Raw genomic sequence first — 12,469 nt, forward strand, 5'->3', positions numbered from 1 at the left:
CCCCCATGCAGGAGCCGGTGTTATCCGGTATTAGACCCCGTTTCCAGGGCTTGTCCCAGAGTGAAGGGCAGATTGCCCACGTGTTACTCACCCGTTCGCCACTAATCCACCCCGAAGGGCTTCATCGTTCGACTTGCATGTGTTAAGCACGCCGCCAGCGTTCGTCCTGAGCCAGGATCAAACTCTCCGTGAATGTGTACCCGTAATCGGGTGAAACACTCGCGTTGAGCGGGACAGCCAGGCCGGAATAAGACCGGCTGCCCACAGCGTCCTCGCTGTGTGTGCCACCCCGAAGGGCGGACTTTTTTTCAAAGGAACCTCGACCATCCGGAGATGGACGGGGTATCAACTAATCTGGCGTTGATTTTTGGCACGCTGTTGAGTTCTCAAGGAACGGACGCTTCCTTCGTACTCACCCTTCCGGGCTTTCCTCCGGGCTTTTCCCTTCGGTCTTGCGTTTCCGACTCTACCAGACCGTTTCCGGCCCGATTTCGGCGGTGCTTTCCGGCCCCGTTTCGCTTTCGCTCCGGGCCCTTCCGGCGGCTCCGACTTTATCAGAAGTTCTGAGTCGGATTTCCCGCCTCCCGTTCGGCCTTCCGGGCGCACATCGGCGCCGGGGGCTTCCCGTTCTGGCGGAGCCGTAAACGTACTGGAGCGGGGCGCCCCGATGCAAATCGTGGCGCCCCGCTCCCGTACGCGCTGGTCAGACCTCCACGACGACCGGAAGGATCATCGGGCGCCGGCGGTAGGTGTCGGAGACCCACTTGCCGACGGAGCGGCGGATCAGCTGCTGGAGCTGGTGGGGCTCGACGACGCCGTCCTGGAAGGACTTGTTGAGCGCCTGGTCGATCTTCGGGAGCACCGCGTCGAACGCGGAGTCGTCGATGCCGGAACCGCGGGCGTGCACGTGCGGGCCGCCCACGATCTTGCCCGTCGAGGAGTCGACCACGACGAAGACCGAGATGATGCCCTCCTCGCCGAGGATGCGGCGGTCCTTGAGGGAGGTCTCGGTGACGTCGCCGACCGAGAGGCCGTCGACGTACACGTACCCCGCCTGGACCTTGCCGGTGATCCGGGCGCGGCCGTCGACCAGGTCGACGACGACGCCGTCCTCGGCGATGACGATGTGGTCCTTGGGGATGCCCGTCATCGCGCCGAGTTCGGCGTTGGCGCGCAGGTGGCGCCATTCGCCGTGGACCGGCATGAGGTTCTTCGGCCTGCAGATGTTGTAGAAGTACAGCAGCTCGCCGGCCGAGGCGTGGCCCGAGACGTGGACCTTGGCGTTGCCCTTGTGCACGACGTTCGCGCCCCAGCGGGTCAGGCCGTTGATCACGCGGTAGACCGCGTTCTCGTTGCCCGGGATCAGGGAGGACGCCAGGATCACGGTGTCGCCCGGGACGATCCGGATCTGGTGGTCGCGGTTGGCCATGCGGGACAGGGCCGCCATCGGCTCGCCCTGGGAACCCGTGCAGACGAGCACGACCTCGTCGTCCGGCAGGTCGTCGAGGGTCTTCACGTCCACGACGAGGCCGGCCGGGACCCGGAGGTAGCCCAGGTCGCGGGCGATGCCCATGTTGCGGACCATTGAGCGGCCGACGAAGGCGACCCGGCGGCCGTACTCGTGGGCGGCGTCGAGGATCTGCTGGATGCGGTGCACGTGGCTGGCGAAGCTGGCCACGATGATCCGCTTCGGGGCGTTCGCGAAGACGTTCCGCAGGACGTTCGAGATCTCCCGCTCCGGCGGCACGAAGCCCGGGACCTCGGCGTTCGTCGAGTCGGACAGCAGGAGGTCGATGCCCTCCTCGCTGAGCCGCGCGAACGCGTGCAGGTCGGTGAGGCGGCCGTCCAGCGGAAGCTGGTCCATCTTGAAGTCGCCGGTGGCGACGGCCGTGCCCGCGGGGGTGCGGATCGCGACCGCGAGCGCGTCCGGGATGGAGTGGTTGACCGCGATGAACTCGCAGTCGAACGCGCCCAGGCTCTCCCGGTCGCCCTCCTTCACCTCGAGGGTGTAGGGGCGGATGCGGTGCTCCTGGAGCTTGGCCTCGATCAGCGCGAGGGTCAGCTTGGAGCCGATGAGCGGGATGTCCGGCTTGAGCCGGAGCAGGTAGGGGACGGCACCGATGTGGTCCTCGTGGCCGTGCGTGAGCACGATGCCCTCGATGTCGTCGAGGCGGTCCCGGATGATGGTGAAGTCCGGCAGGATCAGGTCGACGCCGGGCTGCTCCTCCTCGGGGAAGAGGACGCCGCAGTCGACGATGAGCAGACGGCCGTCGAACTCGAAGACCGTCATGTTCCGGCCGATCTCGCCGAGCCCGCCGAGCGGGATGACGCGCAGGGCGCCCTTCGGCAGCTTCGGCGGGGCACCGAGTTCAGGATGCGGATGACTCAAAAGACTCTCCTCACCACGCGCGCCACGTACCCCCTGGCACGTGGCGCGCGTGACATTCGTGCACTTGCTGTTGTGGTTTCCGACTGGTGACGATGTTCAGTTGTGAAGTCCGTTGATCAGAGTTCTACCCCGCCGGCGGCCAGGTCGACCTTGAGCTGCTCCGTCTCCTGCGGGGAGAGCTCGACGAGCGGGGGCCGCAGCGGGCCGGCGGGGAGACCCTGGAGGGCGAGGGCGGCCTTGGTGGTCATGACGCCCTGGGTGCGGAACATCCCGGTGTAGACCGGGAGCAGCTTCTGGTGGATCTCGGTCGCCTTCTGGACCTCGCCGCCCAGGTGGGCGTCGAGGAGGGCGCGGAGCTCCGGGGTGGCGACGTGGCCGACGACGGAGACGAAGCCGCAGGCGCCCACGGAGAGCAGCGGCAGGTTGAGCATGTCGTCGCCGGAGTACCAGGCGAGGCCGGAACGGGCGATGGCCCAGCTCGCGCGGCCCAGGTCGCCCTTGGCGTCCTTGTTGGCGACGACGCGCGGGTGCTCGGCGAGGCGGACGATCGTCTCGGTGTCGATCGGGACGCCGCTGCGGCCGGGGATGTCGTACAGCATCACCGGGAGTTCCGTGGCGTCGGCGATGGCCGAGAAGTGCCGGTACAGGCCCTCCTGGGGGGGCTTGTTGTAGTAGGGCGTCACGGCGAGGAGGCCGTGGGCCCCGTCGCGCTCGGCGGCGCGGGCCAGCTCGATCGAGTGGCGGGTGTCGTTGGTGCCGATGCCGGCGACGACGTGGGCGCGGTCGCCGACCGCCTCCCGTACCGCTCGCACCAGCTCCGATTTCTCCGCGTCGCTGGTGGTGGGGGACTCGCCGGTGGTGCCGTTGACGACGAGACCGTCGTTGCCCGCGTCCACCAGATGGGTGGCGAGGCGCTGGGCACCGTCGAGGTCGAGTGCGCCGTCCGCCGTGAAGGGCGTGACCATGGCGGTGAGGACCCGCCCGAAGGGGGTCTGCGGAGTGGAGATCGGAGCCATGGGTAACACGCTACTCGCTGCTCAGCACCGGGTGCCCCTCTGGGGGGACGGGAGGAAGGGAGCCCGGCGCTGCCTGCTCGGGGGTTCAGACAGCGCCGGGTCCGTTTGATCAGCCTAGATGAACTTCTCGAAACGTCGCAATACGGACACTTCGCATGGCGGCTTCGGACATGTGTGCCCTACGGGGCCACACGGCCGTTCTTGTTGAAGGCCGCGTGGGTCAGCGGCATCAGCCGGGCCCAGTGCTCCTCCATCCGCTCGCCGACCATCTCGATCTCCCGCTGCGGGAAGGACGGGACCGCAGCGAGTTCGTGCTGGGTGCGCAGGCCCAGGAAGTGCATGAGCGAGCGCGCGTTGCACGTGGCGTACATCGAGGAGAAGAGCCCGACCGGGAGGACCGCGCGGGCGACCTCGCGGGCGACGCCGGCGGCCAGCATCTCCCGGTACGTCTCGTACGCCTGGCGGTAGGAGTCCTCCATCGCGCGGCTCGTCAGCTCGTGCTGCTCCGGGGTGCCCTCGACGAAGACGTACTTGCCGGGGCGGCCCTCCTGGACGAGCTTGCGGGAGGTGTCGGGGACGTAGAAGACCGGCTGGAGCTCCCTGTAGCGGCCCGACTCCTCGTTGTACGACCAGCCGACGCGGTGCCGCATGAACTCGCGGAACACGAAGATCGGGGCGCTGATGAAGAAGGTCATCGAGTTGTGCTCGAACGGGCTGCCGTGGCGGTCCCGCATGAGGTAGTTGATGAGACCCTTCGAGCGCTCCGGGTCCTTCTGGAGCTCTTCGAGGGACTGCTCGCCCGCCGTGGAGACCCGGGCGGCCCACAGGACGTCGGAGTCGGCCGCCGCGCTCTTGACCAGGTCGACGGTGACGTCGCTCCGGAAGTCGATCTTCACGTTCTCGGTGGGGCTGTCGCTCACCAGCGGTCCTTCCAGTCGGGGTGCAGCCGCCCACTTTAACGAGGGGTCCTCCGGAGGTCGGAGGCCCTCTCCTACCGAAGGACTGCATTCGGCCGGTTTGGTGAAATCCTTGGCGAAAACGGGCACCAAAGGACCGGTTTCCTCGTCTGTACAGGTGAATCACGACGACACCCGAGGAGAGTGGCTCTGATGTTCCGCCGGAAAGAGGCCGTACCGTTCGCGTTCGTCGTGGAGGCCGACCACTTTCGCAGTAACGTCACTCCACCGCCCCGGGAACGTCCCAGCGCCTCGCAGATCGTGGGCCGGGCCCTGCTCGGACTGACCGTCGTGGCCGGTCTCGTCGGAGCCCTGGTCCTCGGGATGCCGTCGCTCCAGTCGGGCGACTCGGCCACTCGTCAGCAGCAGTCCGAGGCCTCCGACGGCCACTGAGGTAGCCTCACCGGGCATCGCCCCTTCGAGCGTGCTTGTGAGTGAGGACCTGTCGTGCCCCTGCCCTTCCTGACGGCCGACCGTGCTTTTGACACGACCGACCACGTCGCCCTGCCGTTCGACGACCACGACCAGTGGCGCCGTCCGTACCGGCCGGGGTCCTGGCGGGTCGGGGCGGCGGCGCTCTCGCTGCTGCTCGCCTCCTTCGTGCTCCTCGCCGCCGTGATCATCGCCGCGGCGGGCTCCTTCGGCGGCGCGGCCGTCACCTTCGGCATCGCCGGACTCGCCATCGCGGCCACCCTGCGGATGCTGCGGATGGGCACCTGGGTGAGCCGGGCCGGCGTGCGGCGCGTGGGCTTCCTCAAGACCCTCACCGTGCCGTGGGCCGAGGTGGCGTCCGTACGGACCGCGCAGCAGCCGGTGCGCTGGCTGGGACTCCCCCGCACCGTCCAGGGGCAGGCCCTGGTGCTCGACCGCCGTCGCGGTGAGCAGCTGCTGCTGCTCACCGACCACGGCGCCGACTTCCTCTCCCGGGTGGAGGCCTTCGACCGGGCCGCCGACACGGTCGAGGCCTGGAACGCCGAGTACGGCACGGCCCCGGCCGTCACGCGCTGACCGGACGCCCCTCGTGGAGCGCGATGGCCCGCTGCATCGCCTTGCGGGCCCTGGGGGTGTCGCGGGCGTCGTGATAGGCGACCGCGAGCCGGAACCAGCAGCGCCAGTCGTCGGGCGAGTCCTCCGTCTCGGCCTTGCGCCGGGCGAAGACCTCGTCGGCCGAGTCCCGGTCGATCCGGCCGCCCGCCGTGCGCCGCAGCTCGTCGACGGGCAGGCCGCCCTCCGCCTCCAGCTCGGCGGCGAGGCGGTTCGCCCGGCGCGCGAAGCGGGTGTTCTTCCAGAGGAACCAGCAGCCGACGAGCGGCAGCAGGAACGCCACCGCGCCCATGCCCATGGCGGCCGGCTCGCCCGTGAGGAGCAGCAGGACGCCCTCCATCGCCACCACCCCGAAGACGAGCACCAGGACGGTGGCGAGGAAGACGTACGTGATCTTTCCGCCCACGGCCGTCAGCCCAGGTCCAGGAAGTGTTCCAGGCCGAAGGTGAGGCCCGGGGCGGTGGTCACGCGGCGGGCGCCCAGGAGGATGCCCGGCATGAAGCTGGAGTGGTGCAGGGAGTCGTGGCGGAGGGTGAGGGTCTCGCCCTCGCCGCCGAGCAGCACCTCCTGGTGGGCCAGCAGGCCCCGGAGGCGCACCGCGTGCACGGGCACGCCGTCGACGTCCGCCCCCCGCGCGCCGTCCAGGGCGGTGGTCGTGGCGTCGGGCTGCGGGGCGCGGCCTGCCTTCGACCGGGCCTCGGCGATGAGCTGGGCGGTGCGGGTGGCGGTGCCCGAGGGGGCGTCCACCTTGTTCGGGTGGTGCAGTTCGACGACCTCGACCGACTCGAAGTACGGGGCCGCGAGCTGGGCGAACCTCATGGTGAGGACCGCGCCGATGGAGAAGTTCGGGGCGATGAGGACGCCGGTCCCCGGGGAGGCGTCGAGCCAGGTGTTCAGCCGCGCGAGGCGGTCCTCGGTCCAGCCGGTGGTACCGACGACCGCGTGGATGCCGTGGCGCAGGCAGAACTCCAGGTTCTCCATCACCGAGTCGGGCGTGGTCAGTTCGACCACCACCCGGGCGTCCGCCTCGACGAGCTCCTCCAGCCCGTCGCCGCGGCCGAGGGCCGCGACCAGTTCCATGTCCTCGGCGGCCTCGACGGCCCGGACCGCTTCGGAGCCGATGCGGCCCTTCGCGCCGAGGACCGCCACGCGCAGCTTGCTCATTGCTCTTCCTTAAGGGGACTCGTGGGTCAGGAGACCGCTCGCTGGAGGCGGTCGGCCTGCTTGTCCTTCAGCGGGCCGATCACCGCGAGCGAGGGCTTCCGCTCCAGTACATCGCGGGCGACCTCCCGGACCTCGTCCGGGGTGACGGCGGCGATCCGGGTCAGCATGTCGTCGACCGACATCTGGGTGCCCCAGCACAGCTCGCTCTTGCCGATGCGGTTCATCAGCGCGCCGGTGTCCTCCAGGCCCAGCACGGTCGAACCGGAGAGCTGGCCGATCGCGCGGCGGATCTCCTCGTCCGTGAGGCCGTCGGAGGCCACCTTGCCGAGTTCGTCCCGGCAGATCCGCAGGACGTCGTGGACCTGGTTGGGCCGGCAGCCCGCGTACACCCCGAAGAGGCCGCAGTCGGCGAAGCCCGAGGTGTACGAGTACACGCTGTAGGCCAGTCCGCGCTTCTCGCGGACCTCCTGGAAGAGACGGGAGGACATGCCGCCGCCGAGGGCGGTGTTCAGCACGCCGAGGGCCCAGCGGCGCTCATCGGTGCGGGCCAGGCCCGGCATGCCGAGGACCACGTGGGCCTGCTCGGTCTTGCGGTTCAGGAGCTCGACGCGGCCCGCCGTGCGCAGGGTGCGGGCGCCGTCGCGGGGGGCGACGGGGACGGCGTCGGCGCGGCCGAGGGCGCCGGCCTTCTCGAAGGCGCGGCGCACCCGGCGCACCACCGCGGCGTGGTCGACGTTGCCGGCGGCGGCGACGACCAGGTGGGTCGGGTCGTAGTGCTTCTTGTAGAAGCGGGCGATCTGGCTCCGGGTGAGGGCGTTGACGGTGTCGACGGTGCCGAGGACCGGGCGGCCGAGCGGAGTGTCGCCGAACATCGTCTGCGCGAACAGCTCGTGCACGACGTCGCCGGGGTCGTCCTCGGTCATCGCGATCTCTTCGAGGATGACGCCGCGCTCGGCCTCCACGTCCTCGTCGAGGACGAGGGAGCCGGTCAGCATGTCGCAGACGACATCGATCGCCAGCGGCAGGTCGGTGTCGAGGACCCGCGCGTAGTAGCAGGTGTACTCCTTCGCCGTGAAGGCGTTCATCTCGCCGCCGACCGCGTCGATCGCGGCGGAGATGTCGAGGGCGGACCGCTCGCGGGTGCCCTTGAAGAGGAGGTGTTCCAGGTAGTGCGTCGCCCCGTTGAGTGCCGGGGTCTCGTCGCGGGACCCGACGTGCGCCCAGATGCCGAAGGTGGCGGAGCGCACGGAGGGGAGGGTCTCGGTGACGACGCGGAGGCCGCCGGGAAGGGTGGTGCGCCGGACCGTGCCGATGCCGTCCCTGCCCGGGAGAAGCGTTTGGGTACGGGCGACGGCCCGCCCCTCGGAGGAGGGGCGGGCCGTCGCGCGGGAACTACGGGACGTCACTTGGCGGCGTCGTCCTTGTCACCCTCGGCGGCGTCCTCGTCCGCGATCACGGGGATCAGGGAGAGCTTGCCGCGCTGGTCGATCTCGGCGATCTCGACCTGGACCTTGGAGCCGATCGCGAGCACGTCCTCGACGTTCTCCACGCGCTTGCCACCGGCGAGCTTGCGGATCTGCGAGATGTGCAGCAGGCCATCCTTGCCCGGGAGCAGGGAGACGAAGGCACCGAAGGTGGTGGTCTTGACGACCGTGCCCAGGTAGCGCTCGCCGACCTCCGGCATGGTCGGGTTGGCGATGCCGTTGATCGTGGCGCGGGCGGCCTCGGCCTGCGAGCCGACCTGGGCACCGATGTAGATGGTGCCGTCGTCCTCGATCGTGATCTCGGCGCCGGTGTCCTCCTGGATCTGGTTGATCATCTTGCCCTTGGGGCCGATGACCTCGCCGATCTTGTCCACGGGGATCTTGACGGTGATGATCCGCGGGGCGTTGGGGGACATCTCGTCCGGGGTGTCGATCGCTTCCATCATCACGTCGAGGATGTGGAGGCGGGCGTCACGGGCCTGCTTGAGGGCCGCGGCCAGGACGGAGGCCGGGATGCCGTCCAGCTTGGTGTCGAGCTGGAGGGCGGTGACGAACTCCTTCGTACCGGCGACCTTGAAGTCCATGTCGCCGAAGGCGTCCTCCGCACCGAGGATGTCGGTGAGGGCGACGTAGTGCGTCTGCCCGTCGATCTCCTCGGAGATGAGGCCCATGGCGATGCCGGCGACGGGGGCCTTCAGCGGCACACCGGCGTTCAGCAGGGACATGGTGGAGGCGCAGACCGAACCCATGGACGTCGAGCCGTTGGAGCCGAGGGCCTCGGACACCTGGCGGATCGCGTAGGGGAACTCCTCGCGGGTCGGGAGGACCGGCACGAGGGCGCGCTCGGCGAGGGCGCCGTGGCCGATCTCGCGGCGCTTGGGCGAGCCCACGCGGCCGGTCTCGCCGACGGAGTACGGCGGGAAGTTGTAGTTGTGCATGTAGCGCTTGCGGGTCACCGGGGAGAGGGTGTCCAGCTGCTGCTCCATGCGGAGCATGTTGAGGGTGGTGACGCCCAGGATCTGGGTCTCGCCACGCTCGAAGAGCGCCGAGCCGTGCACGCGCGGGATGGCCTCGACCTCGGCGGCGAGCGTACGGATGTCCGTGATGCCGCGGCCGTCGATGCGGACCTTGTCCTTGATGATGCGCTCGCGGACCAACTTCTTGGTCAGCGCGCGGTAGGCGCCCGAGATCTCCTTCTCGCGGCCCTCGAAGGCCGGGAGGAGCTTCTCGGCGGCGAGCTCCTTGATGCGGTCGAGCTCGGCCTCGCGCTCCTGCTTGCCGGCGATGGTGAGCGCCTGGGCCAGCTCGCCCTTGACGGCGGAGGAGAGCGCCTCCAGGACGTCGTCCTGGTAGTCCAGGAAGACCGGGAACTCGCCGGTGGGCTTGGCGGCCTTGGCGGCGAGGTCCGACTGGGCCTTGCAGAGGACCTTGATGAAGGGCTTCGCGGCCTCGAGACCGGCGGCGACGACCTCCTCGGTCGGCGCCTCGGCACCGTCCTTGACCAGCTGGATGGTCTTCTCGGTGGCCTCGGCCTCGACCATCATGATCGCGACGTCGCCGTCCTCCAGGACGCGGCCGGCGACGACCATGTCGAAGACGGCGTCCTCGAGCTCGGTGTGCGTCGGGAAGGCGACCCACTGGCCCTTGATCAGGGCGACGCGGGTGCCGCCGATCGGGCCGGAGAAGGGCAGGCCGGCCAGCTGCGTGGAGCAGGAGGCGGCGTTGATGGCGACCACGTCGTACAGGTGGTCGGGGTTGAGCGCCATGATCGTCTCGACGATCTGGATCTCGTTGCGCAGGCCCTTCTTGAAGGAGGGGCGCAGCGGGCGGTCGATCAGGCGGCAGGTGAGGACGGCGTCCTCGGAGGGGCGGCCCTCCCGGCGGAAGAAGGAGCCGGGGATCTTGCCGGCCGCGTACATCCGCTCCTCGACGTCCACCGTCAGGGGGAAGAAGTCGAGCTGGTCCTTGGGGCGCTTCGAGGCGGTGGTCGCCGAGAGGACCATCGTGTCGTCGTCCAGGTAGGCGACGGCGGAGCCGGCGGCCTGCTTGGCGAGGCGGCCGGTCTCGAAGCGGATGGTGCGGGTGCCGAAGGCGCCGTTGTCGATGACGGCCTCGGCGTAGTGGGTCTCGTTCTCCACTATGGGTTTCTCCTACGTGTTCGTCTTTGCGTCCCCGGCCCGTGTGGCCGGGGGCGGTGTGCGACGGCGGCGGAGAAGCGCTTCTGAGGCGGGCCGGTCTTCGATCGAAGCACCCGGGGATTCGGTTCCGGGGGCCACTACCGAGGACCGGCGGCCGGCCGGCGGCTTCTCGCTCGTCGTATGGGGTTGTGCTACCAGACTAAAGGGACGCGCGGGTTTCTCGCACGTACGGCAAAGGGAGCGGCCCCCGGAAAGTGGGGGAACCGCTCCCTTCACGGCGTCTTACTTGGCGCCGCCGGCCGCACCGCGGCGGATGCCGAGGCGGTCGACCAGCGCGCGGAAGCGCTGGATGTCCTTCTTGGCCAGGTACTGCAGCAGGCGGCGGCGCTGGCCGACCAGGATCAGCAGACCACGACGGGAGTGGTGGTCGTGCTTGTGCTGCTTGAGGTGCTCGGTCAGGTCCGAGATGCGACGGGACAGCATCGCGACCTGGACCTCGGGGGAGCCGGTGTCGCCCTCCTTGGTGCCGAACTCGGCCATGATCTGCTTCTTGACGGCGGCGTCGAGAGCCACGCGGATCTCCTCTTGGTTCGTGCGCCCGCGAGTGCCCCTGGTCTGGTTCTCAGGGGAAGCTTCCGTGACTCGGCGGGCGAAGGTCCGATGGGCGCAGCTTCCAGAGGCTTCGAGGGCTTCCGGGAGCGCGTACACAAACGGCCGTCACACAGCGTACCAGCTCGCCGGAGCGCGCCCGGGGGCCCTCTCGCCGTCCCCTCCCGCTCCCTCCCCGCGGCGACTACTTGCCGGTGAGGGAGCGGACCGTGGTGAAGACGTCGAGGACGGCGAGGCAGAGCGGAACGAGGGAGAGCAGGACGAAGGCCTCGGCCAGGTCGAGGAGGCGGCCCCAGAAGGGCGAGAGCCCCTTCTTCGGGACGATCAGGCCGGTCGCGGTGATCAGCGCGGCCCCGCCGGCGACGGCGGCGGTGAGCCAGATCGTGCGGATGTCGAGGCCGCCCCGGTCCCCGTACACCAGGAGGTCCCTGACCAGGTCGGCCGGCGGGTTCAGGGAGAGGCCGAGGACGAGCAGGGCGACGGCGGCGACGCCGGCGACCAGGGCGCAGGCGACCTGGGAGGTGTAGCGGAAGAGGCGGGCGCGCAGCAGCATCGCGAGGCCGGAGGCGAGGGCGAGGAGCTGGCCCCACACGTTTCCGGCGAAGCCGAGGACGGCGGCGGAGCCGACGACGACGGCCGCGCAGCCGCCGACCAGGCCGAGGAGCATCTCGTGGCCGCGGCGGGCCTGGAGCGCGATGCGCTCGCCGTCGACGGGACGGTCCTCCCCGCCGGACCCCTGCGGGTCGCCGGAGAACTCGTCGTCGGCGGCGCCGCGCGGGGCGGCGTAGCCGATGGGGAGCCGGGCGAAGCGGGCGGAGAGGCCGGGCAGGAAGGCGACGAGGCCGATGGCGACGGGGGCGCAGACGGCGGCGGCCCCGGTGGCGGTCGACTCGGTGAGGATCGCGACGAAGGTGGCGAGGGTGCCGACGGCGGCGACGAAGGTGGCGGCGACGAAGGGGGCGTCCCCGCTGGGGGTGAGCGCGACGAGGGCGACGGAGGCGACGAGGACGGTGACGCAGCCGAACAGGAACTGGAGGCGGCCGGGGCCCTGGCCGGCATCGGGGCCGACGATGCCGGAGCCGGCCAGGAGCAGCAGGGGCAGGGCGCCGAGGCCGAGGGCGACGGCGGTCGGCCGGTCCCGGTAGACGCGGGCGGCGGCACCGGCGAAGGCGGTGAGGAGGAGCCCCGCGGCGCCCGCGACGATCCCGGGGAGGCCGTGCGTGTCGTGGCGGACCGGGTCGGCGTACCAGAGGACGAAGCCCATGAGGACGAGGAGCAGCACGCCGCCGAAAAGCCCGGCGCCGCGCAGCAGTTCGTCGCTCCACAGGTGCCGGTCGCGGGTGACGGCGGAGGCGACGGCGTCGGAGACGTCGTCGTAGACGGCCGGCGGCAGGGACTGGGCGAAGGGACGCAGGGAGAGCACGTCGCCGTCGAGGACCCGCTGGGCGGCCAGGGTGCGGGCGCCGTCCAGGACGGATCCGTCGCGGCGGACCAGGTGATAACCGGTGGGGGTGCCCACGGCCTGGGTCTGGCCGGTGAGCCGCAGGATCTCCGGGTAGACGTCGGCGACGGCGATGTCCTCGGGGAGCGCGACGTCGATGCGGCTGTCGGGCGCCACGACGGTGACGCGGCAGAAACCGGTCGCTGCGGTCGTACTCACGTGTGGGAA

The 12,469-nt window shown here is 70.2% G+C and carries 11 protein-coding genes and 1 rRNA gene; 2 read left to right on the top strand and 10 right to left on the bottom strand.

All coding sequences use genetic code 11. From position 1 onward, the window contains the following. From ACZ3IL_RS00005 to thyX, 4 genes are all read right to left on the bottom strand, one after another. Positions 1–193 (bottom strand): 16S ribosomal RNA (locus ACZ3IL_RS00005); the annotation flags it as partial. A gap of 510 nt (positions 194–703) precedes the next feature. Beyond that, positions 704–2,389 (bottom strand): ribonuclease J, encoded by a 1,686-nt coding sequence (locus ACZ3IL_RS00010; RefSeq protein ID WP_467385290.1) that lies wholly within the window; start codon positions 2,387–2,389, stop codon positions 704–706. 116 nt (positions 2,390–2,505) lie between these two features. Beyond that, positions 2,506–3,405 (bottom strand): 4-hydroxy-tetrahydrodipicolinate synthase, encoded by a 900-nt coding sequence (dapA, locus tag ACZ3IL_RS00015; protein WP_467385291.1) that lies wholly within the window; start codon positions 3,403–3,405, stop codon positions 2,506–2,508. A 179-nt stretch (positions 3,406–3,584) separates the two neighbouring features. Then, on the bottom strand, positions 3,585–4,325 hold the full coding sequence (gene thyX, locus ACZ3IL_RS00020) for an FAD-dependent thymidylate synthase (RefSeq protein WP_388699648.1): 741 nt from the start codon (positions 4,323–4,325) through the stop codon (positions 3,585–3,587). Between the two features lie 189 nt (positions 4,326–4,514). On the opposite strand from thyX, the gene ACZ3IL_RS00025 reads away from it, so the two are divergent. Beyond that, complete coding sequence (locus tag ACZ3IL_RS00025; protein ID WP_467385292.1) at positions 4,515–4,754, top strand: hypothetical protein; 240 nt, start codon at positions 4,515–4,517, stop codon at positions 4,752–4,754. Between the two features lie 54 nt (positions 4,755–4,808). Beyond that, positions 4,809–5,369 carry a hypothetical protein gene (locus tag ACZ3IL_RS00030; protein ID WP_467385293.1) on the top strand — a complete coding sequence of 187 codons (561 nt, stop codon included), beginning with the start codon at positions 4,809–4,811 and terminating at the stop codon, positions 5,367–5,369. On the opposite strand, the gene ACZ3IL_RS00035 is transcribed toward ACZ3IL_RS00030, so the two are convergent. The 6 genes from ACZ3IL_RS00035 to eccD form a co-directional block, all read right to left on the bottom strand. After that, on the bottom strand, positions 5,359–5,811 hold the full coding sequence (locus ACZ3IL_RS00035) for a hypothetical protein (protein ID WP_467385294.1): 453 nt from the start codon (positions 5,809–5,811) through the stop codon (positions 5,359–5,361). The two genes, ACZ3IL_RS00030 and ACZ3IL_RS00035, sit on opposite strands and share 11 nt — an antisense overlap. Before the next feature lie 5 nt (positions 5,812–5,816). Continuing rightward, the gene (gene dapB / locus ACZ3IL_RS00040; protein WP_467385295.1) at positions 5,817–6,569 is read right to left on the bottom strand and encodes a 4-hydroxy-tetrahydrodipicolinate reductase; all 753 of its coding nucleotides are present in this window, start codon (positions 6,567–6,569) and stop codon (positions 5,817–5,819) included. A 26-nt stretch (positions 6,570–6,595) separates the two neighbouring features. After that, positions 6,596–7,975, bottom strand: coding sequence for a M16 family metallopeptidase (locus ACZ3IL_RS00045; RefSeq protein ID WP_467385296.1), 1,380 nt, complete (start codon positions 7,973–7,975; stop codon positions 6,596–6,598). Then, entirely contained in the window at positions 7,972–10,191 is a 2,220-nt protein-coding gene (locus ACZ3IL_RS00050; RefSeq protein ID WP_388699634.1) for a polyribonucleotide nucleotidyltransferase, read from the bottom strand. Before ACZ3IL_RS00050 ends, ACZ3IL_RS00045 begins: the two co-directional genes overlap by 4 nt. Before the next feature lie 282 nt (positions 10,192–10,473). Continuing rightward, on the bottom strand, positions 10,474–10,764 hold the full coding sequence (rpsO, locus tag ACZ3IL_RS00055; protein ID WP_030693282.1) for a 30S ribosomal protein S15: 291 nt from the start codon (positions 10,762–10,764) through the stop codon (positions 10,474–10,476). A 220-nt stretch (positions 10,765–10,984) separates the two neighbouring features. Next, positions 10,985–12,460: a type VII secretion integral membrane protein EccD gene (gene eccD / locus ACZ3IL_RS00060; RefSeq protein WP_467385297.1), complete on the bottom strand. Its 1,476-nt coding sequence runs from the start codon at positions 12,458–12,460 to the stop codon at positions 10,985–10,987. Between the last annotated feature and the right edge of the window lie 9 nt (positions 12,461–12,469).

The sequence above is a fragment of the Streptomyces sp. NPDC014907 genome (assembly GCF_055562975.1).